This is a genomic window from Hypnocyclicus thermotrophus (assembly GCF_004365575.1).
Classification (GTDB): Bacteria; Fusobacteriota; Fusobacteriia; order Fusobacteriales; family Fusobacteriaceae; genus Hypnocyclicus; species Hypnocyclicus thermotrophus.
Genome location: NZ_SOBG01000002.1, coordinates 33,390 through 59,612 on the forward strand (window position 1 = coordinate 33,390; position 26,223 = coordinate 59,612).

The window sequence follows — 26,223 nt, forward strand, 5'->3', positions numbered from 1 at the left end:
TTTGTTAGTTGTAAAATTCTAAAAAAAATATTAAGATTAATTAAGATAAATTTTAAATAATTAAGGAGGAATGATGTTATGATAATACAAATGGGAATAGAAGCTACGGAAAGAGATGTTTTAAATGTAATAGAAAAGGCAGAATCTAAAGGATTGAAAACAAGTAAAATAATAGGACAAAATATAATAGTAATAGCACTTATTGGAGATACAAGTAAAGTAAGTGATGAGGACTTTGCAGAAATGAAATATGTAGATAGAGTTACAAGAATACAAGAACCATATAAAAAAGCGAATAGAAAATCACATCCTGAAAATACAATAATAGATATTAATGGAATAAAAATAGGAGGTGAAGACTTCGTTATTATGGCAGGTCCTTGTTCAGTAGAAACTCCAGAGCAAATAACCGAAGTAGCAAGAGCTATAAAAAAATCAGGAGCACAAATATTAAGAGGAGGAGCATTTAAACCTAGAACATCACCATATAGTTTTCAAGGATTAGAAGCACAAGGATTAGATTTACTTAATATTGCGAAAAAAGAAACAGGACTTCCAATAGTATCAGAACTTATGGCGATAGATCAAATACCTCTATTTTTAGATAAAGTAGATATAATTCAAGTTGGAGCAAGAAATATGCAAAACTTTGCCTTATTAAAAGAGCTTGGGAAAATAGACAAACCTATCTTACTTAAAAGAGGAATGTCAGCGACAATAGAAGAATTTATTATGTCAGCAGAATATATAATGGCTGGTGGAAATAACAAAGTGATTTTATGTGAAAGAGGGATAAGAACATTTGAAACATATACTAGAAATACTCTTGATTTAAGTGTAGTACCTGCAATAAAAGAATTAACACATTTACCTATAATTATTGATCCGAGTCATGCTACTGGTAAATGGTGGATGGTAGAATCACTTTCAAAAGCAGCAGTAGCAGTAGGTGCAGATGGACTTATGGTCGAAGTTCATAATTGTCCAGAAAAAGCTTTATCAGATGGCCCACAATCGTTAAAACCAGAAAAATTTGATAAATTAGTAAAAGAACTTCGAAAATTTACTAATATAGTTGGTAAAAAATTATAAGAGCAGGTGAAAATCAATGATAGAAAATGGATTTAATATTACTATTGTAGGCTTTGGACTTATGGGTGCTTCATATGCTATGGCATTAAAAAAATTTCATAAAGGTAAAATTTATGCAGTAGATATAGATAAAGAGAGTTTATTAAAAGCAAAAGACAGAGGCTTAATTGATGAAGGATTTGTTGAACCAAAAGAACCATTAGAAGATTCTAAATTAGTTATAATATGTTTGTACCCAAAGCTTTTGGTAAAATTTATAGAAGAAAATAAAGAAAATTTTCAAAACAATGCTATAATTACAGATATATCAGGAGTAAAATGCGATTATATAGAAAAAATAGATAACATTTTACAAAAAAAAGCTGATTTTGTTTCAACACATCCTATGGCAGGAAGAGAAAAACAAGGAATGGATTATGCAGATGCTAATATTTTTCAAAATGCTAATTTTATTATAATAAAAAAAGAAAATAATAAAAAAGAAAATGTAAAACTTATTGAAAATCTTGCTAAAAATATGGGATTTTTAAGAGTGACTAAAGTAACAGCTAAAGAACATGACAATATTATAGCATTTACAAGCCAACTAACTCATGCAATAGCTGTATCTCTTGTAAATAGTGACGATGAAAAATTTAACACAAAATTATTTATAGGAGATAGTTATAGAGATCTTACGAGAATAGCTAAAATAAATAGTGAATTGTGGAGTGAATTGTTTTTAGAAAATAAAGAAAACTTAATATATAGAATAGATAATTTTATAGATAAATTAGAAACTATAAAAAATGCTTTATTAAATGAAGATAAAGATAGATTAATAAAAGAGTTTAAAGAGTCATCAGATAGAAGAGATAGATTTTAGGAGGATATTAACTATGAAGAAAGTAATAATAAATCCAGAAAAAAATAATATAAAAGGAGAAATAGTAATTCCACCTTCAAAAAGTTATGCACATAGAGCTATTATATGTGCTTCGCTTGCAAAAGGAAGAAGTATAATTGAAAATATAGATTATTCTGTTGATATAAATTCTACAATAGAAATAATGACAAAAATGGGTGCGAAAATTGAAAAAAATGGAAGTGTTTTAACTATAGATGGAACAGATAATATAAAAATAACAGATATAGATTTAAATTGTAATGAATCAGGATCAACAATCAGATTTCTTATCCCTTTAGCATTAGCAAGATATAATAGGGCTAAATTTTTAGGGAAAGGTAAATTAATTACTAGACCACTTGATGTTTATTATAATATATTTGAAAAACAAGGAATTAAATATGAAACAGATAATGGGAAATTGCCACTTTTTGTAGAAGGAGAATTAAAACCAGATACTTTTATAATACCGGGGAATATTAGTTCACAATTTATAAGTGGGCTTATGTTTACATTACCTTTATTGAATGGCGATTCTATCATAAAAATAAAAGGAAATTTAGAGTCTAAAGCTTATGTGGATTTAACACTTGACATGTTAAATAGATTTGGAATAGAGATAGAAAATAGAGATTATCAAAATTTTTATATAAAAGGAAATCAAAAATATAAAGCACAAAATTATAGAGTAGAAGGAGATTTTTCTCAAGCAGCTTTTTGGATAGTAGCTGGATTAATTGGAGAAAATCCAATTACGTTAAAAGGAATGAACATTAATTCGCTTCAAGGAGACAAAGAGATATTAAATATAGCTAAAAGAATGGGCGGGCAACTAGATATAAAAGAAGAAGAAATTATAGTTTATCCTTCTAAAACAAAAGGAATAAAAATAGATGTATCTCAGTGTCCAGATATAGGGCCTATTTTATCAGTACTTGGAAGTGTATCAGAAGGAGAAACTAATATAGTCAATGCTGAAAGACTTAGAATAAAAGAATGCGATAGAATAACGGCATCAGTATCAGAACTTGCAAAGCTTGGGGCAAATATACAAGAAATAGAAGATTCTATAAAAATAATAGGAGTTGAAAGATTATCAGGAAATAAAACAGATAGTTGGAATGACCATAGAATAGCAATGTCTTTAGCGATAGCATCAATTAAAATAGATGGAGAAATAGAGATAAATAATAGCGAATGTGTAAAAAAATCATATCCTAGTTTTTGGAAGGAATTTACAAAAATAGGAGGTCATTTAAATGAGTGCAACGTGGGGTGAAAATATTAAATTGACAATATTTGGAGAATCACATGGACCGGGAGTGGGAATAGTTATAGATGGACTTCCACCAGGACTTCAGATAGATATGGAGTTTGTTAGAAATGAATTAGAAAGAAGAGCAACAGGTAAAAACATGCTAATGACAGCTAGGAAAGAACCGGATGCGATAGAAATAATTAGTGGATATTTTGATTATCATACGACAGGGGGGCCGCTTTCTTTTGTAATAAAAAATAAAGATCAAAAATCAAAAGATTATTCACAATTAAAAAATTGGATGAGACCAGGACATGCAGATTATACAGGAAATGTAAAATATAGAGGATTTAATGATTATAGAGGTGGGGGCCATTTTTCAGCTAGAATTACAACTCCTTTTGTTGTAGCTGGTGCTATTGCAAAACAAATTCTTGCAAAAGAAAATATTTATATTGGTTCACATATAAAAAGTATAGCAAATATAGAAGATAGAGATTTTGAAGAAAAAGATTTAAATAAAAATATATTTGGTGAATTAGCCAAAGAACAGCTATGTGTATTAAATAAAGAAGTAGCTAATAAAATGAGAGATGAAATATTACAAGCAAGAGAAGAACTTGATTCAGTAGGTGGAATAGTAGAAACTGCGATTATAAACCTTCCTGCTGGAGTTGGAGAACCATTTTTTGAATCAATAGAGAGTAAACTTGCTAGTATGATATTTTCAGTACCGGCAGTAAAAGGTATAGAATTCGGAAAAGGATTTGGAATTACTAGACTTAGAGGCTCTGAAGCAAATGATGAGTATTATTATGATAAAAATGGTAATGTAAAAACAAAAACAAATAATAATGCAGGTATACTCGGTGGGATATCTAATGGTATGCCTATAGTATTTAAAACAGCATTAAAACCAACAGCTTCTATTTCTAAACCTCAAAAAAGTATAAATATAGAAACAAAAAAAGAGGAAGAGTTTGCTATAACAGGAAGACATGACCCATGTATAGTTCCTAGAGCAGTAGTAATATTAGAGTCAGCAGCAGCTCTTACAATTCTAGATATGTTAATAGAAAGTAGGAGATATAATGGATTTAAATAAACTTCGTAATGAAATAGATGAAATTGATAAAAAAATAGTAGAACTTATCGAAAGAAGATATGAAATAGCAATAGATATAGCTAAATATAAAGAAAAAAATAATATTCCTATATATAATGAGATTAGAGAAAAAGAAGTTATTAATAAAAATTTGAAATATATAGAAAACAAAGAGTTTATGAATGAAGTAAAAAAAACATTTATAAATATAATGGAACTTAGTAAAGATATTCAAAAAAGAGTGATTAAAATAAAAAAAAATTTAAATGTAAAAGAAGCTAAAAAAATAGGATTTCAAGGAAGTGAAGGTTCTTTTAGTCATGAAGCTTTATTAAAATACTTTAAAAATTATGAGGAAATAAAAAAATATCCTAGTTTTGAAGAAGTTTTTAAAGCAATTAATAAAAGAGATATAGAGTATGGAATAGTTCCAATAGATAATTCTTCTACAGGAGAGATAACAGATACATATGATCTTATTAGAAAATATGGTTTATATATAGTAGGGGAGATAGCTATAAAAATAGAACAAAATTTACTTGGGATATCTGGAGCAAAACTCGAAAATATTAAAGAAATTTATTCTCATCCTCAAGGATTTCAACAAAGTAGAGAATTTTTAGATGAACATAAAGATATAAAATTAGTGTCATTTCCAAATACAGCACTTAGCGCACAATATATAAAAGAGCAAAATGATAAATCAAAAGGTGCTATTGCTAGTATTAGAGCAAAAGAAGAGTATGGATTAGAGATAATAGTGCCAAGTATAAATTCTAATAAAAATAACTATACAAGATTTGTTATAGTAGGAGAAAATTTTGAAAAAAGTATTGAAAATAATAAAATAAGCATAATTGTATCAACTCCACATAAAACAGGAGGATTATATAAATTTATTAAAAAATTTGCTGACAATAATCTAAATATGTTAAGTATTAAATCAAGACCTATTCAAGATAGACCATGGGAATATTTCTTTTATATTGATTTTGAAGGAAATTTAGAAGATGAAAATGTAAAAGATACATTAGAATATTTTAAAAAAGAGAGTGGATATTTTAAATTTTTAGGTAATTATAAAAAAGATGATAATATTTTATAGGGGGAAATTATGTCATATGGATTATTAGGAGAAAAGCTTGGACATAGTTATTCAAAAATTATACATGAAGATTTTTATAAGATACAAAATCTCAATTATTTATATGAATTGATTGAGATAAAAAAAGAAAATTTAAAAGAGATAGAAAAAAAAATAAGAAGCAAACAATTATCAGGTGTAAATATAACTATTCCATATAAAACAGAATTTATAAAATATTTAGATATTATAAGTGAAAATGCAAAAGCTATTGGTGCAGTTAATACAATATATTTAAAAAATGGAAAACTTATTGGAGATAATACAGATTATTATGGATTTAAAATGACGTTAGAATATAATAATATTAATTGTAAAGATAAAAATGTATATATTTTAGGAAGTGGAGGTTCTGCTAGAGCAATACTTAAATGTATATTAGACCTTGGAGGAAAAGTATTTATAGTTAGTAGAAATAAAAATAAAGCAGAAGAAAAATTTAAAGATAGTTTTAAAAAGATTAATTATTTAGATTACTCTCAATTAAAAGATATAGATAAAGATGATAATATTCTAATAAATTGTACACCAATAGGAATGTATCCTAAAGTAGAAGACTCACCTATAGAAAAAGAGATAATAAAAAATTTTAAAGCAGTAATAGATATTATTTATAATCCTGAAACTACAAAATTATTAAAATACGCAAAAGAAAAAAATATAAAATATGTAAATGGCCTTTTTATGCTTGTAGCACAGGCAATAAAAGCAGAAGAATTTTGGGGAAATATAGAAGAAAATTTATTTGAAATAATAGAAAAAATATATTTTAAGTTGAAACTACAATTATATAAAAATAATATAGTGCTTATAGGTATGCCAGGTTCAGGAAAAACAAGTTTTGGTAAGCGTATATCAGAAAAACTAAATAGAAAATTTGTTGATTTAGATGAAGAAATAGAAAAAGTTAAAAATATGAGTATTTCTCAAATTTTTGAAAAGTATGGGGAAAAAAAATTTAGAGAAATTGAAAGTGAAATAACACAAAAATTTTCAAAACAAAAAGATTTAATAATATCTACTGGTGGTGGAATTATTAAAAATAATAAAAATATTGAAGCTCTAAAAGAAAATGGAATAATTATTTTTATTGATAGATCTTTAGAAAACTTAATAAATGATATAGATGTAAAGCATAGACCGTTATTAAAAAATAATGTAGAACATATAAAAATACTTTATAATGAAAGATACTCGATTTATAATAAAGCAGCCGATATAATAGTTAAAAATAATACTAATTTTAATAATGTATTAGAAAAAATTTTAAATAATATTGTAATCTAGATAATTCTAGATTACTTTTTTTATATATGATATAATATGAGAAAAAGAAAGGTAATATAGAATGAATAAATTAAGTAACAGATTGTTAGCAATATTTGCATGTTTTTTATGGTCAACAGCATTTGTAGGAATTAAAATAGGATATACTTATTATAGTTCACCTTTTAATTTTGCAGGTTTAAGATTTACTTTAGCAGGAGTTTTACTATTACCATTAATATATAAAGAAAAATTATTTAAAATATTAAAAGATAATTTAAAATTTATATTTTTTATTAGTTTAGCTCAAACTGGTATAGGATATGCTATATTTTATAGTGCTATGAAATATGTAGATGGAGCAGTAGCAGCTATAGTTATAGGGGCTTCTCCACTTATTACAGCTATTTTATCACATTATTTATTAGATAATGATAAGATGAGTAAAGCTAAATTTTTAGCACTCATTAGTGGAATGTTAGGAATAATATTAATAAGTTTATCAACAAAACCATTTAGTGTAAATGGATTAAAATCAATGTTAGGAATTGGATTACTTTTATTTAATTCAATACTTGGTGGAATAGTAAATATAAAAATATCTAAAAATAAAATAGTAATAAATCCTATAGTATTATCTTCATTACAAATGATAATAGGAGGTATATTTTTATTAATAATAGGTAGGGTATTTGAAGGAAAAATTTATTTTGATTTTCCGATTGTATTTTATATTAGTTTATTATGGCTTGCTTTTTTATCAGCAGCAGCAATATCTATATGGTTTAAATTATTAAAATCAAAAGATATAAAAGTATCAGAGCTTAATATGTGGAAATTTTTAATACCACTTTTAGGAGCTTTTTTAAGCTGGATAATATTACCTAATGAAAATCCAAATTTTTTATCAATAATAGGGATGATAATAATATTAATATCACTTGTATCTTATAATAGAATAAAAAAATAGAGGTGAATTATGAAAAGATTATTAGAAATAGCAAAGCAACTGCAAGCAATATCTCAGTCAGGATTATATTATTCAGAAAACGACTATGATTTAGATAGATATAAACAAATAGAAGATTTAAGTGTAGAAATGATAGAGCTTCTTACAAATAATAGTATAGAAAAAATAAAATTAGTACTTTGTAATGATGATGGATATAAAACTCCAAAGGTAGATGTAAGAGGAGTTATTTTTGATGAAAAAGATAGAATATTAATGGTAAAAGAAAAAATAGATGAGAAGTGGAGTATTCCTGGTGGATGGAGTGATATAGGATATAGTCCTAAAAAAGTAGCTGAAAAAGAAGTGTTTGAAGAAGCAGGACTTGTAGTAGAAGCTCAAAAATTACTTGCTGTATTAGATAAAAGTTATCATAAGCATCCAAGTGATATAAATCATGTGTATAAAATGTTTATTTCGTGTAAGGTAGTAGGTGGAGAATTAAAGAAAGGTATGGAAACTCTTGATGTAGGATATTTTGATATTAATGATTTACCCGAACTATCTATAACAAGAATAACAAAAGAACAAATAGATATGTTATATAAATTTCATAAAGGTATTTATACGGAAACAATATGTGATTAAAATAAAAAGCTCAAAATAGATTTCTATTTGAGCTTTTTATTATTTATATTTAATTCTCTAAAGGAAAAGTAATAATGAATTCAGTACCTTTAAAAGGAGCACTTATACATTTGATATTACCTTTTAATCTTTGAGTAACAATGTTGTATACAATATGCATACCTAAACCACTCCCTCCTTTATCTCGCTTTGTAGTAAAGAATGGATCAAATATTTTTTTTCTATGTTCTTCAGACATTCCTTTACCATTATCTTTATATTTAAAAATAATTTGATTATCTTTTTTTTCTATTATTATATCTATAATTCCTTCATTAGAATTTTCAAATCCATGATTAAGAGAGTTAATTACAAAATTTGTTATAATTTGTGAAAAATCACCTGGATAACTCGTAATTTCAAGCTCTTTATCACATTTAAGATTAATCTCGTAATTAGTTCTTTTTATTTTGGGATATAAACTAAGAAAAACTTCATTAATATATTCATAAACTTTAAATTTACGCTTATCTTGTATAGTTTGGTCTACAGAGATTTGTTTAAAACTTTTTATTAAATCAGAAGCTCGATTTAAATTTGATAAAATTAATTTAGAAGATGTATCTGCATCATCTAAATACATTTCTAGATCATTTCTTGTCATAATACTTTTTTCATATTTTTTCTTTATATTAGAAGTTGATTCTTCTAATGTAGAGGCAGCAGTTACTCCAATTCCTATAGGCGTATTTATTTCATGAGAAATTCCGGCTACAAGACCACCAAGTACTGCCATTTTTTCAGAAAGAATAAGCTGTTCTTGTGTTTTAGTAAGTTCATCCATTGCTTTTTCTACTTTTTTAACTTCTTCAGCAATTTTTAACAATAAATTTGAATTTTGTAATGATAAAGTTGCTTGGGATAAAATCATAAATAAATAATTAATATCTTTTTTATTTATAATTTTTTCAATTTCTAAGACTACAGCTCCAACTATTGATTCACCATAGATAGCAGGAATAATAAGTATATGAGTGTTTTTTTTAGTTTTTTTCATATGTATATTTTTATTTGTATCTTTAAATAATTTAGGTGTTTTATTTTTTTCAATAAACTCTAAATAAGGATTGTTTTTTAAAGGAACTAAATTTTCTTTTATTACAGTTTGATTAATCAAAGCGTCTAAAGTATAACTATAGTAACTTTTTTCTATTTTAACTAGATATTCAAAATTAGTATATTTAGAGATATCTTTAAATATCTTTTTCAGTTTAAAAAGTATTTTTTCACTGTTCAAATCAGAATTAAAGTCATTAGTGATTTTTTGTAATGATTCTAGAGTATCACTTTTTTCTTTTTGTGTAAAGTATTCATATGTACTCTGTAGAGATACTTCTATTGCATATTTTAAACGAAGTAGAGTATTAACTCTGGCATAAAGCTCTTTTTTTTCAAACGGTTTTGTTATATAATCATTGGCTCCTGATTCAAACCCAAGTATAATGTCTTCTGTTCGATCTTTTGCAGTAAGCATTAATATAGGTAAATTAAATAATGAATAAGTTTTTCTAACTTCTTTACATACTTCATAACCAGACATTCTAGGCATCATTACGTCAAGTATAAGTAAATCATAGTTAAAATTTTTAATTTTTTCAAGTGCTTCTTCTCCAGACATAGCAACATCAATATTATAATTTTTTAATAATAATTGGTCTACAAGAACTTGTAAATTTATGTATTCATCATCTACAATAAGGATATTTTTATTTGAATTATTAGGATTAAATTTTGGTAAATAAGCTTTATTAAGATTTTGTTTTTCAGCATTTTTAATTCTGTCTTTTAATTTTTTTTCTCTTTTTATTTGTTCTCTTATTACTTCTTCTTCAAACATTCTGTCTTGATCAACTTCATCGCTAATAGGAAGAGTAAATACAAAAGTAGTTCCTTTTCCTAAAGTAGATTCTACATAAATACTACCACCTTGTAATTCGATAAGTTGTTTTGTAATAGAGAGCCCAAGGCCAGTTCCACCAAATTTTCTTGAAATAGAACTATCTCCTTGCTCAAAACTTTCAAAAATTTTATCTAGTTTTTCAGGTGCTATACCAATACCACTATCTTTTATATAAAATATAGCAGTATCTTTTTTTTCATTTATTTTTGCATCTATAATAATTTCTCCTTTATGAGTAAACTTTATAGCATTACCAATAAGATTGTATAAAATTTGCTCAATCCTAGCATCATCACCATAGATTATTGGAAAATTTTTAGAAATTTTATTAATTAGTTTTATATCTTTGTTTCCTATCAAAACTCTACAAAGAGTAGTAACGACTGCTGTTATTTGATAAATATCTATATCTTTTAAAGAAATTTCTAATTCTTTATTTCTAATTTTAGCAAAATCTAATATATCACTAACTAAATTAAATAATCTTTTAGCACTTGACATTATCATATTTAAATTAAATTCAGTTTTTTTAGAAAGTTTTCCACCAGCGCCTTCTAACAATGATTCTGTTAAACCAATAATTCCATTTAAAGGCGTTCGAAGTTCATGGGAAGTATTTGCCAAAAAGTCATCTTTTATTTTATCTAATTCCTTTAAACGTTCATTTTTTTTCTCTATTTCTATTATGTTATTTTCTAATTTATCAAGCATATCATTAAAATAATGGGCTAAAATTCCAATTTCATCATTATTTTTTATATTTATTCTTTTAGAATAATGACCATTCCCTATATCTTTTGCAGTTTCTATAAATGTGTGTAGAGGATTTAGTAATATATTTGCAAGTATTAAAAGGAATATAGTAGCAAAAATACATCCGAAAATAGACATAATAATCATATTAAAAATTATAGAAGTAATCGAATTATCTAATTGTTTAATATTGCTAGCGATACCGTAAAAGCCAATAATATTGTTATGAAAATCTACTAATGGAGTATAGAGTACATAATAATTATTATTATCTATTTTTATTTTTTGTTTTGCATAAATATTATTTTTTATATTTTTTAAATTAATATCATATTTTATTTGAGTGCTATCCTTTATATGACCATTTGAATCTGAAATGAATACCAATTTTGAGTTATCAAAAAGTATAAAAGTAGTGTTAATTTTTTTAGAAAGTTGAGAAATATTATATTTTTGTTTTTGAATATTTTGAATTAAAACAAGACTGCCTAATTGAGTTTTAGATTTAGTAAGAATTGGAGCGTTAACAATAATTTTTAAATTTCCATTATCATTCCAAAAGCTGTATTTACTTTTTTTAGATTTTATAAAATTTTTAATAAAAGAATTATTACTTAAATTGGGATGACTAATAGAATTATTGTTTTTATTAAAAATAATAATTTCATCAATATCTGGATTTTTATTTAATATATTTTTACTGAAATCATCAATTTTCTTATATAATTGCATTTGTAATAAATTAGTTAGAGTAGAATCTTGAGTAATATTTTTTGCTTTTAAAGCAAATTTTTCGATATTATTATTTAATATTATATTAGCTGAAATTGATTGAGTGGAAAGTAAATTTAGAAGTTCTTTATTAGTATTTTTTATAAATAAATTAATATTATAAAAAGTAGCTAAAGCAATAGTTACAACTATAATAGTTAAAACAGAAACAATCAATTTTAATTTTATTGAATTTCGTATCCGATATTTCATTTTTCACTCCTTGTGTAAACTATATTTAATTATAATTGATTAAATAATATCAAAAAAAATAAATAGTGTAAAGTCAATATTTGTTAAATAAATTATTTTTTTTGAAATATTTTAAAATAAAATGTAATATTTTAGGACTGAAAAAAGCAAATGAAATATTCTAATAATAATTAGTAAAATAAAAAATCCTCTTAATTATCTTAAGAGGAAAAAATTGATTTATAAATTGCCTTGAATAATATTTTCTAATTTTAGCTTTTTTTGAATCTCGTTTAATACTCGTCTTTTATTTAAGCTCCATTTTGGTTTAAAAAGAGTGTCTTTATCTCCATCTCCTGTGATTCTATGAATAATAATATTTTTATCTAAAATTTTTATAGAATTAACTATAAGATTTATATATTCTTTTTCTGAAAAAACATGAAATTTTTCTTTTAAATATAGATAATATAAAGAGGAATTTTTTATTATGTAAAGTAGATGTATTTTTATTCCCCATGGTTTTATTTTATTTATATATTCAATAGAATCAAAATATTCTTCTTTTGTTTCATATGGAAGACCTGCAATTATATGAATTACAGTTTTAATATTATTGTTTTTTAATTTGTAAAATGAGTTTTCAAAACTATGAAGAGAATAACCTCTATTTATAAGTTTTGCTGTTTTTTCATGTATAGTTTGAAGGCCTATTTCTATCCATAAAAAAGTTTTTTTATTTAATTCATTTAATAAATCTAAAATTTCTTTATTAATACAGTCGGGTCTTGTAGCAATAGCTAATCCAATTACATTTTTATGATTTATCGCCTCATAAAATATTTTTCTTAAATAATTTATATTTCCATAAGTATTTGTAAAGCTTTGGAAATAAGCAATTACACTATCTGAATTATGTTTATTTTTTATGAGCTTTATTTGTTTATTTATTTGCTCTGTAATAGTATCTAATTTGTTCCCCGCGTGTTCACCACTACCTTCTTCACTACAAAATATACAACCTCCATAAGAAATTTTTCCGTCTCTATTAGGACAACTAAGGCCAGCATTTAATGATACTTTATATATTTTTTTTCCAAATGTTTTTTTAAGTTCATAATTTAAGTTATTGTATCTTTTATCTCCCCACATAAATTCTCCTATAATTTTTCTATAACTAATTTTTTTAATTTATTAATATCTATAATTTTTACATACATAAAATCTTTTTCAATAATATTTTCTTCTATAAATTTTTTAAAAATTCTTCTTATTTGTCTACTTGATTTACCTAGTGACGAAGACAGTTCAGTAATATTTAATTTTTGAATTTCGTTATTTTCATCTAAACTATTATAAAGATAGGTAGCAATTCTATTTTCTAGAGGATAAAGCATAGATTCATATATTATACTAGTATCATTATATAATTTTATAGCTAAAGTTTGTAAAATTTTATTATTAAAAACATTGTCTGTTTTAAGTAAAGTTTTGATAAATTCAATATCAAATTTTATTACATAGCTATCTATAATAGCTTCTACATTATGAATATAAGGTTTATTTAAAACAAGCTCTACATCTCCAATAACTTCTCCAGGTTCTAAAAAAGCTACAGATAAAGCCTTTCCATTTTCATTAGTTGTAGATACTTTAAATTTTCCATTTACAATAAAATAAAAATATTTTGGTTGTTGTTTTGATAAAATTAAAAAACTATTTTTTTTAATAAATTCTAAATATGCTTTATTTATATAATTATTACTAAAAAAAGAATCTAGAGCATATTTTTTATAATATTTTTCTAATAATTTATTATTCATTAAATCACCTTTTTATTTTAATTTTATCACAAATATATAAAGTAGTATAGAAATTTTATTTTTATTAAAAAAGAAAATAGAAATTTATTTTAATAAATAATAAAAAAGCTAGATATTATTCTAGCTTTTTAGACTTTAAATTTATCAACTAATTGTCTTACTGATTCTGATATATAACCTAAATCTTGTGCAACAGCGGCTACTTCTTGATTAGATGCTGTTAATTCTTCACTAGCTGCTGATACTTCCTCCGAAGCAGCGATATTTCTTTCAACAACATTATTTATTTTATCAACTTTTTCTACTACTAAATCTTTTGATTTAACAATTTCACCAGTTGCACTATAAGTATTTTTAATAAGTGGAGTAATATTTTCAACAGAATCTATTATTTCAATAAATGAATTAAGTGTATTTTCTACAGCTTTAGTTTGTTCAATAATTAGATTTTCAACATTTTCAGATGTTTCTATTACCTCATTTGTATCATTTGTTATAGATTTTATTAACTCTATAATTTTATTAGTTGAAGTTCTTGATTCCTCAGCTAATTTTCTTACTTCTTCAGCTACGACTGCAAATCCTTTACCATGTTCACCAGCTCTAGCAGCTTCTATTGCAGCATTTAGTGCTAGTAAATTAGTTTGTTCTGAAATACCAGAGATTATATCAGTTATACCACTAATTTTATTAACAGATGTTATTAGTCTATTAACCTTTGATATTACTAGATCAAATACATTTTTTATATCATTTATTGAATTTACTAATACATCCATTTCATTTTTTCCATTATTAGCTTTATTAGCACTATTTTCTGTTTCATTTTTTACTTTAATAAGTTCATTATATACATTATCAATACTAGTAGTTAAAACTTTTATTGAATCAGTTATATCTTTTATATCATTTGATTGTTCTAAAGCGCCCGCTGTAATATTTTGCATTGTCGCAGCTAACTCTTCAGAAGCGGCAGCAGTTTCTTCAGATGTAGCAACTAAACTTTTTGAATTATCGTCTAGTTTTATAAAATTATTTTTAACATTTGATAATAAATCATCTATATTTTCGATAATAATAATTAAAGATTTTGTCATTTCTGCAAATTCATTTTTTCCATTTACTTTTAAATCAAAAGAAAAATCATAATTTGATAATTTATTTAGAATTGTAGTGATATTTTGTATAGAATTTTTTATTAAATATGTTAAAATAAAATTAAACATAGCTAAAATAATAATAGCTATAATAGAAACAATTAAAAAACCTTTTTTTGAAATATTATATGAATTATTTATTTTAATTAATGAGTTTTTAGCATATTTTTCATGTAATGAAACTAAATTATCAATATTTTCTTGAGCTTTTGCTGCATAATCTCGCAATAAATTTATTTTTTCTTTACTAATTTTTTTTCCTGTTTTCATTATTTCAAAATAGTTTTTCATATTTTTAATATACAATAAATAATATTTTTTAATATTATTAAATATTTCTTTCTCTTCTGTAGTAAGATTTTGACTTTCATATGTATTAATAATATTGTCAAGTTCAATTATTTTTTTATTAATATCAGATACTAAATTTTCGTTATAATTAGAATATAATAAATCTATATTTTTTATTCTAATTAAATAAAAATCTGTTTCAAATTTTTTTAAATTTAAAGAAGTAAGCATATGTTCATTATAAATAGAATTTACATTTTTATTAAGTATTTTCATTTTGTTTAATGAAAAAAAAGTTAAGTAACTCATAATTAAAATAATTGTAACTATAGCTGAAATAAATAAATTTTTAATTTTTATATTATTTATCATTCTTTTTGCACTTTCCAAATTCATTATATTATTCATTTGATAACCCCTCCTAAAATTTAGTAAAATATTTAAATATTAATTAATAGAGTCCCTCTTATTTTCCCTCCTTTCTTTTTTTATTAATTTTTTTTATGAAATTGCTTTTTTATTATAATTTAAAATAAATTTTGTTAATTCATCAATAGTTATGGGTTTAGATATATAGTATCCTTGAGCTTCAAAACAATATAATTTTGATAAAATTTCTAGTGTATCTTTATTTTCTACACCTTCAGCAACAATTTTTTTATTCATCAATTTAGAGATTTTTATAGTAGACTTTACCATTTCATAATCTATAATATTATTATCTAAATTTTTAATAAATTCTTTATCTATTTTTATAATATCAATAGGAAGATATTTTAAATTTGCTAGCGATGAGTAACCAGTACCAAAATCATCCATAGCAATTGTTAAATTCATTTTTTGTAACTTTAATAATATTTTTTTAATAGAGGATAGTTCAGTTATAATATCTCGTTCAGTTAATTCAAATTCTAAATTTTTAATTATATTTTTATTGCTATTTAAAATATCCATTAATTTTATTAAGAATAACTTAGACATTAGATTTCTAGGACTTATATTAATTGAAATTTTTATATTAATATTTTTCTTTTTTAGATTATTTAAATCATTTATTACCTTTTTTATAATCCAAAGAGTTAGATTATTTATATATGTAGTTTTTTCAACTTGTGGAATAAATTTATTTGGAGGAATAAAACCTTTAGTAGAATGTTTCCAACGAATTAGAGCCTCAACACTTTTGACTTTATTATCGGCTAAATTTAACTTTGGTTGGTAAACAATAAACAATTCATTTTTTTTAATAGCATTATGAATATCAACTAATAATTCAGATGTGAAGTAAATTGGAAAATTTACAGTATCATTATATATAAAATAATCTAAATTATTCTCTTTTGCATAGTATAAACACGTGACTATTTTTTTAAAACCATCATCAAAATTATTAATATAATTTTGATGTATACCAACTAAAAAAGTTTTTAAAAATAAAGACATATTATTTATAATAAAAGGATTGTTATTAATGTAATCTAAGAAATTTATTATCCAGTTTTCGGTTTCATTTAACGAATAATTTTTTAATAAAAGTAATAATGAAAAATCGTTATTTATAAAAATTTCAATTTTTTTTTTATATTTATGTTTTAAATATTTTGAAAAATTTAAAGAAAAATCACTAATACTATTGTTTAAAAGAGATGTTATTTCTACAATATTATTAACATCAATTAAAATTAAAGAAAAATTTTTATTGCTTTTTAATAGTTTATTTACTTTTTCTTTTAATAATTCTTTTTCATTATAAATATTAGTTTCAAATCCAACACTTTTTGTAATATTTTGTTTCTTTTTTAATAAATATCCAATAAAACCACCTAATAAAGTTAAAAGAAAAATTCGTAAGATATAATTAAGAGGACTTTGTTTAATTTGTAAAGTTGTGTCAAGCGGTAAAAAAGCTAAAAATATACCAGCAAAAAAGCCATTAATAGCTCCGCCAAAAGTATAATAAAAAATAGCAGATATAATAATAGGTATTAACATAAGATATGGAAAAACATATTTTGTACCTCCACTATAATATACAATAATATCAATAATTACAAATAATAATAGAATTACCAAAATCAAAAAAAATTGTTTAGTTTTAATATTCATTTATATTTTGTCCTCTCTTGAATCATTTTTTTAATTATTAAATCGTTTTCATATTATTTATATTATATATTAGGAATACAAAAAAAACAAATATTATGTAAAATACTATATAAGATTTTATATAAATTGTCAATATATCATTTATTTATAATATTTATAATAAACGTTTACATTATTTTTTGAAAATGACAAATGTCATATTTTTAAATTTTATATTAGTGTAAAATAACCTTAGGAAGGTGATAATATGAATATAATACCATTAATAATAGGAAGTTTAGTTACAATAATGCTTACATTAAATAGTATGCTATCTCAAAAATATGGTAACTTGTTAGCATTACTTATTATTCATATAATAGGTTTTATAGTAGCTGTGATTATAAAAATTATAAAAAAAGAAAAATTTATAAAATTACATAGATATTTTTTCTTAGGTGGTGTTGTAGGAGTAACATTAATTGGATTAAATAATTTAGTTCTTTTAAAATTGGGACCGAGTTTAACAGTAGCTATTACACTAATATCTCAAATGATTTTTTCGACGATTATAGATTATTTTGGCTTTTTTGGATTTGAAAAGAAAAAAATTAATAGAGAAAAAATTCAAAGTATATTTATTATATTTATAGGTATACTATTTTTAGTGATAGAAAGGGGATAAAATGTATTTTTTATTGGCATTTTTAGTAGGGGTTTTAGTGCTTCTTAGTATAATAATTAATTCAAAATTAGCTAATTGTATGGGAATGTATAGTTCTATGATTATTACTTATTTTATATCAATAATAATTCTGTTAGTATCAATGATATTTTTTAATAAAAATATAGTAGTTGATTTTAGTATAGATAATTTTTATATTTATTTAGGTGGAGCATTGGGAATAATAGTATTATTTTTATCAAATAATATTGTAGGGAAAATACCTGCCGTTAATATGACAATATTTATAATTGTTGGTCAATTAATTACAGCATTTATTATAGAGTTAATTATGTATAATAATTTTGAAATAAAAAAAGTTCTAGGGAATTTAATTATTCTTTATGGAATAAAAAAATTACCTAGAAAATAGAATTAAAAATAATAAATAAAAAAAGATGAAAATTTTTTCATCTTTTTTATAAATTAGAAAATTTTTTTATTAAGAAAAATTCTTTTTTTATATAGTTGTTTTTTATACAATAAAGAATAGTATTATAAATATTTTTTTGAGTTCCATCAATAAATACTCCATTTTGATTTATTGATATTAATACATGAAATTTTTTTTCTAATTTATTTACTTTATTCTCGGGTATATCATATTGAAAAATATTAATAAATTTTCCATCAATATTTATTAAATATAAGTTTCTATATTTTTTTTCATCTTCTAATCCTTCTAAAAGATAATAATTTTTATAAATATTTTTAGTAATCACAGATTCAAAAGCTCCGGTATTGGAGATGAAATATTTTTTTTCTTTTTCAGAATATATAACATTTAAAACTCTTCCTACATTATCAATATAATTACCTTCTTTGATACTAATGATTTTTCCATCGTTATTTTTTATGATGTTTTTTTTAACTTTTATACTAGGATAACAAGCTGTAAACAATAATAAAAAAATTAATAAATAAATTTTGTTTTTCATAGGATAAACCCCTTTATTTTATAAGATTTAAATCTTTCGCCATTTTTTCAAAAGCAGAAATACTTCTTTTTATCATATTAAAATCTACACAATATGACATTCTAAAATATCCAGGACATCCAAACCCACTACCAGGAACTAATAAAATATTATATTTTGTAGCAAATTTTACAAATTCTATATCGTTTTTAATAGGTGATTTTGGAAATAAATAAAACGTTCCTTCTGGATTTACCATAGTAAATCCAAGTCTAGTTAAATTATCATACAAAAAATCTCTCTTTTCTTGATAATCGGCAATATTTACAGAAGAGTTTATACCATCTGCTACAGCTTTTTGTGCAAGTGCTGGAGCATTACCAAACCCAAGAGTTCTATTACAGAAAATAAGTGCATTCATTAAAATAGAAACATTTTCTATTTTAGGATTAACTGCAATATAACCTATTCTTTCTCCTGCAAGTCCAAGAGATTTACTAAATGAATTTACAATAATACCATTTTCAAAAATATTTAAAATATTAGGAATTTTTATATTATTATAAACAATTTTAGAGTATGGTTCATCAGAAATTATAAAAATTTTAGAATTGAATTCTTCTTCTTTTTCTTTTATAACTAGCGACATTTCTTTTAAAATATTTTCTTTATATACTACTCCAGTTGGATTATTAGGCGAATTTATAATAATAGCTTTAGTTTTTTTAGTTATTTTCTTTTTTAATTCATCTAAATTTGGTTGAAAATTAGTTTTTTCATTATTGATAGTTACCATAATTCCATTATGATTTTGAATATAAAAGCCATATTCTACAAAGTATGGAGTAAAGACAATAACTTCTTCTCCAGGATTTAAAATAGCTCTAAGAACAGTATTTAAAGCTCCAGCAGCCCCACAAGTCATTACAACATGTTCATAACTAAGTTTTTTATCAATGATATTTTTATTAATTTCATTAGCCATAGTTTTTCTAACATCTAAAAAACCAGCATTACTCATATATCTGTGTACACCTTTTTCAGAAGAATGTTTAATAAGAGAGTTTATTACTTCAATAGGAGGTTCTGCAAATGGATTTCCTATGCTATAGTCATATATATTTTCTTTTCCATGTATTTTTGCCAGTCGTTCTCCTTCTTCAAACATTTTTCTTATCCAAGATGAATTTTGCATATTTTTATTAATCTCATTTGAAATCATACTGTCCCCCTTTTATTTTATAACATTTATTAAATCAACTTTTAAGTTTATCAATAGCTTTTTCAAATTCTAATCTTGTTATTCCAAAACTATTTAACCTATTTAAAAATTGTTTTGCATTACAATATCCTATACGAAGTATTTTTCCTAATTTATCTCTTCTTTCTTTTGAATCAATTTTACCAGATAAACCATTATCAATAATATCATTAATTGTAAAAACATTTTCATTAGTATTTATTTTAAATTTTGCATTTTTTAAAGCTGTAATAATAGCTTCTGGAGAAGCGTTTTCTACTCCAATATTATTATTTTTTCTTCCTTCTTTTCTAGTGATATATGCATGTTTTACATTAGGAATTTGAGATTCGATTATTTTTCGTATTTTTTCTCCTGCAAAATCAGGATCAGTAAGAATTATTATTTCTTTTTTTTCACTAGCTTTTTTTATTTTATCTAGACTATTATTTTTATGCACTGAATAACCATGCACGGCGATAACTTCTGCATTAACTGCTCTTTTTACAGCAGATATATCATCTTTTCCTTCAACCACAATTATATCTTCTATATTTAATTTCGACATTAATTACTCCTTAATTTTTATTTAAATTCAAAAAATTATATCATAACTTTTATAAATTATCAAACATAAAAGTATATTGTTAAATAATGAAATATACTACCAAATAATACAAAAATATGCCAAACGGTATGATGATATTTAAATAATCTAAATGCAAAAAATATAGTGCCTAATGTATAAAAAATACCGCCAATTGTTAAAAAAATAAAACCATTTATAGATAAAACAGGAAGTAAAGGTTTTATAGAAAAAACTATCATCCACCCCATAATTATATATATTATAGTAGCAAATCCTACATATTTATGTACCCAAATACTTTTAAATATTGTTCCAATTAAAACAAAAATCCACTGAATAATAAAAATTGTCCAACCAATTTTATTGTTTAATAAAATTAAACAAAACGGAGTATAGCTTCCGGCGATAAGAAAATATATAGAAATATGGTCAAATTTTTCAAATATTTTTTTTGATTTTCCTTTTGGAAATGCATGATATATAGAAGACATAGTATACAGATTTATCAAACTAAGGCCAAAAATAATATAACTAACTGTGTGAAGAGTGTCTTTGATTATATAAGCTTTTATCATTAGAAAAATAAAACCAACAACAGAAATTATTGCTCCAATTGCATGTGTTATTGAATGAGAAATTTCTTCTTCTTTTGAAAAATTATTTATTATTTTCATATTTTATAACCACCTTTTTAATTAAGAGTTCTATTGCAATATCGTCTTTTATTAAACCATTTTTTATATTTGCCTCAGTTATCAAAATTTCTTTTAAAATTTCTTTAATGCTGCTTATAGTATATTTATTAATATATTTTAATTTTTTAAATACAGAATATGGATGTGTATTATTAAAAAGATATTTATTATTTTCATAACTATTTTTAAATTTATTATAATTATTAGTATTAATTATTTTGCCTTCATTGATTAATAGAGTTAATTTTAAAATGTTTTGAAATTCTTTTGTTAGAGTATAGAGAATAAGCATATGTGATTTGTCTTTATTAATCATTTTATATACTTCATTAGGATTTCCAAGTAAAAGATTTTCAATAGCTTCAAAACTATTATATTCTTCATTTATTGAGATTATATTTTTAGCTTTTTCAATATAAAATTCTTCTTCATAAAAATAATTTTTTATTTTTTCAATTTCATTTTTTATTTTATAAATGTCATGACCTATCATTTCTGTAAGTTTAAAAGCGTCATTTGTACTTATCTTTAATTCATTTTTTATATAATTAATATAAAAATCTTTTTCATTTTTAGTTTCTCCAATTATCACTTTTGCAAATGATTCACATTCTTTTATTTGCTTTGCAGTAAGTTTTTTATTTATTAAAATTATTACTATTTTATTTAAAATATTAAAATTTGAAATGGTTTTTATAAAATTAGACAATTTTGAAAGTTTTTCAGCTCTTTTTAATATAATAGTTTCATTATTTCCAAACATGTTGTTTGTAGATATTTTTTGCAAAAAATTTTCAAAATCTTCTTTTTGGGTAGCATCAAAAGTGATAATAGGATAATTGTTTTTTTTAATTAATTTATTGTATTCTAATTCAATAGAATAATCACCAGTTAAAATGTAAAACATTTTACTCCTTCCAAAATTATATTTAAAATCTTAAGTTTTTAAAATACTTCATCCCATATATATTTTGGTTCCATACCAAGATATATATCAAAATTACCATATTTTTTTATTTGAGAGATGATCTCTTTATAACTATCAATTCTTATTTTTTTAAAATATCGTTCTTTACCATCTATTCCGATAATAAATTCATTATAAAATAAATCTGTGTTTTTCTCAGCAAGGACTTTTTGACGAAGACCTTTTTTATATCTTAAAGTTCCAATCCCTATATCTTTAATCCTAGTAGTATTAAGATTATTAAAAATATAATCAATCATTTTAGTATATTCATTAGTTCTATTTTTAATATTAATTATTGGATCAAATCGAAGTCCTATATTATATCCATGAGATTGCAGTTTTTTTGCTGCCTCTACTCTTTCTTTTAAATTATTTGTTTTTAATTCATATTTATCAATTATAGTATCTGGACTAAACGTAAATGAAATTAAAATATTTTCTTTAGCAGGATATTTTAATAAATTATTTATATTATTGCTTTTAGTTCGTATTTCAAGTATTAAATCTTTACGTTTTGAAAAATATTTTATTAAATCACTTGTAATATTTGTAAGATTATCCATAACAAGAGAATCATTCATTATACCACAGCTTATCATTATATTTTTCTTTTTAAAATTATCAAGTTCATAAAACATATCTGTTATATTTACATAAAATACAAATGCACCATGATTAAAATAATCTCTTAAATAGCAATACAAGCAATTAAAAGGGCAATTATTTTCATATGACAAATAATATTCTTCTTTTATTCCTTCTAATTGTTTATCAAGATAATATTTTTTTAAAAATTTTCCTTTTTTTACTGTAAATAAAGAGTATTTTTTTTCTTCTTCATAGGTTAAATTTTTCTTTTTAATTATATTAATAAATTCTTCTTCTGATGATACAATATTATAATTTTTTATTTTTTCTAGTATTTTAAGTCCTTTTTCATAATTTTTAATATCTTTAGTAATATATATTTTCTTCATTTTGTTCCTTTCTTAAATTTTTAAATCTTTATTTTTTTATTTATAGAACTTTAATTTTTAAATTTACAATTTTATTTGAAATAAAAGAATAATTGTATAAATATTAGTTTACATAAGTATAATTTTTATATAAAAAAATAGATATACATATGAAATTATTTTTTGTTTTATAAAATTATATATGCTTTTCATGTAATTCTTTAAGTATTTCTTTTATTGTATAATTTTCATTATCAAGTTGTAGTTCAAGAGCATGCTTAATAATATTTTTTATTTTTTTACTTTCAGTATAACCATTTTTTAATAATATTTTTCCATTTATAATAGGGACTATATTTTGCAATTGATTTAAATAGAGATTAATTTTATTTTCTATTTCAGGATAAGAATATTTTATTAAATAAATTATCTCAAGTGGAATATTATTTAATAAAAAATATATTTTAGAGTTTTTATTTGCAGTTTTCAATTTTTCAACAATAATTTTTCTTTCATTAATTCCAATCGATATTTTACGTATAAATTTATTTTTGAATCCAAATCTATGAAAAATAGTTTTTAAATCTTCACTATTAAGTCTTCTAAATAAAGTTATTAATAAAATTTGCCATGGTTTAACATTATTTTTAATAATTTCATCCTTATTTTCGAGTACTTTTTTAAAAATATTATATGTTGAAGGAGTAATAATTATATTTAAATTAAACTTTTCAAAAATATTAAATTTTTCAAATAAATTAAGCGCCTTATGAGGATTTTTATCTTTTAATATTTTAATAATCTCATTTTTTAACCTATCAAAACTGATTTTATTTAAAAATCCATCATTTACAGCTTGAATTAAAAATTTTTCAGTATCACTTTCTATATCAAAATTATATCTTGAAGCAAATCTAATAGCTCTTATTATTCTAGTAGGGTCTTCAATAAAGCTTAAATTATGTAAAATTTTTATTTTTTTATTAATTAAATCATAGTATCCATTATAATAATCAATAAGTTTTCCAAAATTATTATAATCTATTTCAAGAGCCATAGCATTTATAGTAAAATCTCTTCGATAAAGATCTTTATCAATACTGCTATAAGATACAGTAGGGAGCGATGTAGGATATTCGTAATATTCTAGCCTACTACTAGCTAGGTCTATATTTAAACCAGTTTCTAAAAAAATAATAGCAGTTTTAAATTTTTCATGAGTAATTATTTTTTTTATATTCAAAAAGACATTTAATTCTTTTGCAAATGCTATTGCATCTCCTTCAATAACAATATCTATATCAAGATTTTTAATATTTAATATTAGATCGCGTACAATTCCGCCAACTAAATATGCTTTTTCATTTCTATGCTTTGAAACTTTTTCAATAATATTAAAAATATCTATTATTTCTTTTGGAAATTTATTTAAAAGATTAATATTAATTATTTTAGGATTTTTCTCAACAGGCTTTTTTAAAATGAATTTTTGTTCATATAAATTTCTTAAAATGTCAGTTCGTGTAACTATTCCAATAAGTTTATTGTTTTCAACAATAGGAACTCTTCCAATTTCGTTTTCAATAATAATTTTTTTTAAATCTTCAATAGAAGTATTAGGAGTAGATATAATAATATTTGAAGTCATATAAGCTTTAACAGGGGCATTTGAAAAGCCGTGATGTATAGCTTTATCAATATCTCTACGGGAAATTATTCCAATTGGCGTATCATCTTTAATAACAGGAATGCCACTATAACCAAAATATATCATGATTTTATGTACATCTTTTATTTTTGCATCAGGTTTTACGTATTTAACAGGAGTACTCATTATATATTTAGCAGTTTTATTTTGAGGAATAAAATTAGAAATTTCATTTTTTAAATCAAGAAAAATTTCATTAATATTAACATTTCTTAAAAATCCAGAAGCAGCCTCGGAGTGACCACCACCATTAAATTTTTTTAAAATTTCATCTAATTTGATTGATTTTGATGTACTTCTAGCTATTATTGAAATATTGTTGTCATATGAATATAGTAAAAAACAAGCATCACAATCTTTTATATCCATTATTTTATTAGCGATAACATCGAGATTTTTATGAAATTTATTTCCAATAATTTTTGTAATAAAAATTTTATGTGAGTAATGATCTATAGTTTCTCCAGAATTTAAAAAATTTAAAAATAATTCAAATTCGTTTGTTTGAAGGTTTTTATTAACAAACTCTAAGACCATATCCAGATTTGCACCAAATTTTAATAATTTCGAAGCAAAATACATATCTTCGTAAGTGGTATTTTTAAAAGTAAAATTTCCAGTGTCTTCATATATTCCCATAAGTGCAATGGTTGCTTCATAATTGTTTAGTTTTATATTTTTTTTAAAAATATATTTTAAAATATTTGATGAATTAGAGCCTATAATATTTTTGAAAATTTTACCTTTTTTAATATCATTATTATTGGCGGAATGATGATCATAGATTATTATCTCTACATTTTTTTTATATATAATATTTTTAAAATTACCTATTCTATTTATATTTGAAGTATCTACTATTATTAATTTTGTAATTTCATTTAAATCAATATCTTTTATTTTTTCAATATTTAATATATCTTGATATAAATTAGCGATTTCTTTTACGTTTTTTGAAACATTTCCAGAAAATATAAGTTTTGCATTTGGATAAAGTTTTTTAGCTAAAATCATTGAGGCAAAACCGTCTAAATCAAGATGAATATGACTTGTAATTATTTCCAT

Annotated in this window: 22 protein-coding genes; 10 read left to right on the forward strand and 12 right to left on the reverse strand. The window is 22.7% G+C overall.

Features of this window, described 5'->3' with window-relative positions:
- The first annotated feature begins 78 nt into the window (after nucleotides 1-78).
- The 8 genes from aroF to EV215_RS02235 all read left to right on the forward strand — a co-directional run bounded on the left by aroF (nucleotide 79) and on the right by EV215_RS02235 (nucleotide 8,348).
- On the forward strand, nucleotides 79-1,092 hold the full coding sequence (aroF, locus tag EV215_RS02200) for a 3-deoxy-7-phosphoheptulonate synthase (RefSeq protein ID WP_134112360.1): 1,014 nt from the start codon (nucleotides 79-81) through the stop codon (nucleotides 1,090-1,092).
- A gap of 16 nt (nucleotides 1,093-1,108) precedes the next feature.
- A complete protein-coding gene (locus tag EV215_RS02205) occupies nucleotides 1,109-1,957 on the forward strand; it encodes a prephenate dehydrogenase (RefSeq protein WP_134112361.1) in 849 nt (282 codons plus the stop codon).
- Between the two features lie 13 nt (nucleotides 1,958-1,970).
- Nucleotides 1,971-3,257, forward strand: coding sequence for a 3-phosphoshikimate 1-carboxyvinyltransferase (gene aroA, locus EV215_RS02210; protein ID WP_134112362.1), 1,287 nt, complete (start codon nucleotides 1,971-1,973; stop codon nucleotides 3,255-3,257).
- A complete protein-coding gene (gene aroC / locus EV215_RS02215) occupies nucleotides 3,238-4,341 on the forward strand; it encodes a chorismate synthase (protein WP_134112363.1) in 1,104 nt (367 codons plus the stop codon). Before aroA ends, aroC begins: the two co-directional genes overlap by 20 nt.
- The gene (locus tag EV215_RS02220) at nucleotides 4,328-5,446 is read left to right on the forward strand and encodes a chorismate mutase (protein WP_134112364.1); all 1,119 of its coding nucleotides are present in this window, start codon (nucleotides 4,328-4,330) and stop codon (nucleotides 5,444-5,446) included. The genes aroC and EV215_RS02220 overlap by 14 nt, the downstream gene beginning before the upstream one ends.
- Nucleotides 5,447-5,455: 9 nt before the next feature.
- Entirely contained in the window at nucleotides 5,456-6,772 is a 1,317-nt protein-coding gene (gene aroE / locus EV215_RS02225; protein WP_134112365.1) for a shikimate dehydrogenase, read from the forward strand.
- A gap of 61 nt (nucleotides 6,773-6,833) precedes the next feature.
- Nucleotides 6,834-7,721: a DMT family transporter gene (locus tag EV215_RS02230; RefSeq protein WP_134112366.1), complete on the forward strand. Its 888-nt coding sequence runs from the start codon at nucleotides 6,834-6,836 to the stop codon at nucleotides 7,719-7,721.
- Between the two features lie 9 nt (nucleotides 7,722-7,730).
- Nucleotides 7,731-8,348 carry an NUDIX hydrolase gene (locus tag EV215_RS02235; RefSeq protein WP_208320320.1) on the forward strand — a complete coding sequence of 206 codons (618 nt, stop codon included), beginning with the start codon at nucleotides 7,731-7,733 and terminating at the stop codon, nucleotides 8,346-8,348.
- A gap of 49 nt (nucleotides 8,349-8,397) precedes the next feature.
- Here EV215_RS02235 and EV215_RS02240 read toward each other — a convergent pair whose 3' ends face one another.
- From EV215_RS02240 to EV215_RS02260, 5 genes are all read right to left on the reverse strand, one after another.
- Entirely contained in the window at nucleotides 8,398-12,024 is a 3,627-nt protein-coding gene (locus tag EV215_RS02240) for an ATP-binding protein (RefSeq protein ID WP_134112368.1), read from the reverse strand.
- A gap of 219 nt (nucleotides 12,025-12,243) precedes the next feature.
- Nucleotides 12,244-13,155 carry a tRNA modification radical SAM protein MnmL/YtqA gene (gene mnmL / locus EV215_RS02245; RefSeq protein ID WP_134112369.1) on the reverse strand — a complete coding sequence of 304 codons (912 nt, stop codon included), beginning with the start codon at nucleotides 13,153-13,155 and terminating at the stop codon, nucleotides 12,244-12,246.
- A gap of 8 nt (nucleotides 13,156-13,163) precedes the next feature.
- Nucleotides 13,164-13,826 (reverse strand): Crp/Fnr family transcriptional regulator, encoded by a 663-nt coding sequence (locus tag EV215_RS02250; RefSeq protein WP_134112370.1) that lies wholly within the window; start codon nucleotides 13,824-13,826, stop codon nucleotides 13,164-13,166.
- A 128-nt stretch (nucleotides 13,827-13,954) separates the two neighbouring features.
- Nucleotides 13,955-15,682 carry a methyl-accepting chemotaxis protein gene (locus tag EV215_RS02255; protein ID WP_134112371.1) on the reverse strand — a complete coding sequence of 576 codons (1,728 nt, stop codon included), beginning with the start codon at nucleotides 15,680-15,682 and terminating at the stop codon, nucleotides 13,955-13,957.
- Between the two features lie 93 nt (nucleotides 15,683-15,775).
- The gene (locus tag EV215_RS02260) at nucleotides 15,776-17,380 is read right to left on the reverse strand and encodes an EAL domain-containing protein (protein WP_134112372.1); all 1,605 of its coding nucleotides are present in this window, start codon (nucleotides 17,378-17,380) and stop codon (nucleotides 15,776-15,778) included.
- A 247-nt stretch (nucleotides 17,381-17,627) separates the two neighbouring features.
- Between EV215_RS02260 and EV215_RS02265 the strand changes: the two genes are divergently transcribed.
- Both EV215_RS02265 and EV215_RS02270 read left to right on the forward strand, forming a co-directional pair.
- A complete protein-coding gene (locus tag EV215_RS02265; protein ID WP_134112373.1) occupies nucleotides 17,628-18,044 on the forward strand; it encodes a DMT family transporter in 417 nt (138 codons plus the stop codon).
- Between the two features lies 1 nt (nucleotide 18,045).
- Entirely contained in the window at nucleotides 18,046-18,456 is a 411-nt protein-coding gene (locus EV215_RS02270; protein WP_134112374.1) for a DMT family transporter, read from the forward strand.
- Between the two features lie 46 nt (nucleotides 18,457-18,502).
- On the opposite strand, the gene EV215_RS02275 is transcribed toward EV215_RS02270, so the two are convergent.
- The 7 genes from EV215_RS02275 to EV215_RS02305 form a co-directional block, all read right to left on the reverse strand.
- Nucleotides 18,503-19,021: a hypothetical protein gene (locus tag EV215_RS02275; RefSeq protein ID WP_134112375.1), complete on the reverse strand. Its 519-nt coding sequence runs from the start codon at nucleotides 19,019-19,021 to the stop codon at nucleotides 18,503-18,505.
- A gap of 13 nt (nucleotides 19,022-19,034) precedes the next feature.
- Nucleotides 19,035-20,222, reverse strand: a complete 1,188-nt coding sequence (locus EV215_RS02280; protein WP_134112376.1) for a pyridoxal phosphate-dependent aminotransferase — start codon at nucleotides 20,220-20,222, stop codon at nucleotides 19,035-19,037.
- Between the two features lie 34 nt (nucleotides 20,223-20,256).
- Nucleotides 20,257-20,808 (reverse strand): ribonuclease M5, encoded by a 552-nt coding sequence (gene rnmV / locus EV215_RS02285; RefSeq protein ID WP_134112377.1) that lies wholly within the window; start codon nucleotides 20,806-20,808, stop codon nucleotides 20,257-20,259.
- A gap of 59 nt (nucleotides 20,809-20,867) precedes the next feature.
- The gene (gene trhA, locus EV215_RS02290) at nucleotides 20,868-21,503 is read right to left on the reverse strand and encodes a PAQR family membrane homeostasis protein TrhA (protein WP_134112378.1); all 636 of its coding nucleotides are present in this window, start codon (nucleotides 21,501-21,503) and stop codon (nucleotides 20,868-20,870) included.
- Complete coding sequence (gene holA / locus EV215_RS02295) at nucleotides 21,487-22,431, reverse strand: DNA polymerase III subunit delta (RefSeq protein ID WP_134112379.1); 945 nt, start codon at nucleotides 22,429-22,431, stop codon at nucleotides 21,487-21,489. The genes trhA and holA overlap by 17 nt, the downstream gene beginning before the upstream one ends.
- A 38-nt stretch (nucleotides 22,432-22,469) precedes the next feature.
- Nucleotides 22,470-23,471, reverse strand: a complete 1,002-nt coding sequence (locus EV215_RS02300; RefSeq protein WP_134112380.1) for an SPL family radical SAM protein — start codon at nucleotides 23,469-23,471, stop codon at nucleotides 22,470-22,472.
- A 175-nt stretch (nucleotides 23,472-23,646) separates the two neighbouring features.
- Nucleotides 23,647-26,223, reverse strand: a complete 2,577-nt coding sequence (locus EV215_RS02305) for a CBS domain-containing protein (protein ID WP_134112381.1) — start codon at nucleotides 26,221-26,223, stop codon at nucleotides 23,647-23,649.

Excerpts from the sequence above, each read along its gene's own strand:
- aroF (WP_134112360.1), top strand. The coding sequence starts at position 79 with ATGATAATACAAATGGGAATAGAAGCTACGGAAAGAGATGTTTTAAAT.
- EV215_RS02205 (WP_134112361.1), top strand. The coding sequence starts at position 1,109 with ATGATAGAAAATGGATTTAATATTACTATTGTAGGCTTTGGACTTATG.
- aroA (WP_134112362.1), top strand. The coding sequence starts at position 1,971 with ATGAAGAAAGTAATAATAAATCCAGAAAAAAATAATATAAAAGGAGAA.
- aroC (WP_134112363.1), top strand. The coding sequence starts at position 3,238 with ATGAGTGCAACGTGGGGTGAAAATATTAAATTGACAATATTTGGAGAA.
- EV215_RS02220 (WP_134112364.1), top strand. The coding sequence starts at position 4,328 with ATGGATTTAAATAAACTTCGTAATGAAATAGATGAAATTGATAAAAAA.
- aroE (WP_134112365.1), top strand. The coding sequence starts at position 5,456 with ATGTCATATGGATTATTAGGAGAAAAGCTTGGACATAGTTATTCAAAA.
- EV215_RS02230 (WP_134112366.1), top strand. The coding sequence starts at position 6,834 with ATGAATAAATTAAGTAACAGATTGTTAGCAATATTTGCATGTTTTTTA.
- EV215_RS02235 (WP_208320320.1), top strand. The coding sequence starts at position 7,731 with ATGAAAAGATTATTAGAAATAGCAAAGCAACTGCAAGCAATATCTCAG.
- EV215_RS02240 (WP_134112368.1), bottom strand. The coding sequence starts at position 12,024 with ATGAAATATCGGATACGAAATTCAATAAAATTAAAATTGATTGTTTCT.
- mnmL (WP_134112369.1), bottom strand. The coding sequence starts at position 13,155 with ATGTGGGGAGATAAAAGATACAATAACTTAAATTATGAACTTAAAAAA.
- EV215_RS02250 (WP_134112370.1), bottom strand. The coding sequence starts at position 13,826 with ATGAATAATAAATTATTAGAAAAATATTATAAAAAATATGCTCTAGAT.
- EV215_RS02255 (WP_134112371.1), bottom strand. The coding sequence starts at position 15,682 with ATGAATAATATAATGAATTTGGAAAGTGCAAAAAGAATGATAAATAAT.
- EV215_RS02260 (WP_134112372.1), bottom strand. The coding sequence starts at position 17,380 with ATGAATATTAAAACTAAACAATTTTTTTTGATTTTGGTAATTCTATTA.
- EV215_RS02265 (WP_134112373.1), top strand. The coding sequence starts at position 17,628 with ATGAATATAATACCATTAATAATAGGAAGTTTAGTTACAATAATGCTT.
- EV215_RS02270 (WP_134112374.1), top strand. The coding sequence starts at position 18,046 with ATGTATTTTTTATTGGCATTTTTAGTAGGGGTTTTAGTGCTTCTTAGT.
- EV215_RS02275 (WP_134112375.1), bottom strand. The coding sequence starts at position 19,021 with ATGAAAAACAAAATTTATTTATTAATTTTTTTATTATTGTTTACAGCT.
- EV215_RS02280 (WP_134112376.1), bottom strand. The coding sequence starts at position 20,222 with ATGATTTCAAATGAGATTAATAAAAATATGCAAAATTCATCTTGGATA.
- rnmV (WP_134112377.1), bottom strand. The coding sequence starts at position 20,808 with ATGTCGAAATTAAATATAGAAGATATAATTGTGGTTGAAGGAAAAGAT.
- trhA (WP_134112378.1), bottom strand. The coding sequence starts at position 21,503 with ATGAAAATAATAAATAATTTTTCAAAAGAAGAAGAAATTTCTCATTCA.
- holA (WP_134112379.1), bottom strand. The coding sequence starts at position 22,431 with ATGTTTTACATTTTAACTGGTGATTATTCTATTGAATTAGAATACAAT.
- EV215_RS02300 (WP_134112380.1), bottom strand. The coding sequence starts at position 23,471 with ATGAAGAAAATATATATTACTAAAGATATTAAAAATTATGAAAAAGGA.
- EV215_RS02305 (WP_134112381.1), bottom strand. The coding sequence starts at position 26,223 with ATGGAAATAATTACAAGTCATATTCATCTTGATTTAGACGGTTTTGCC.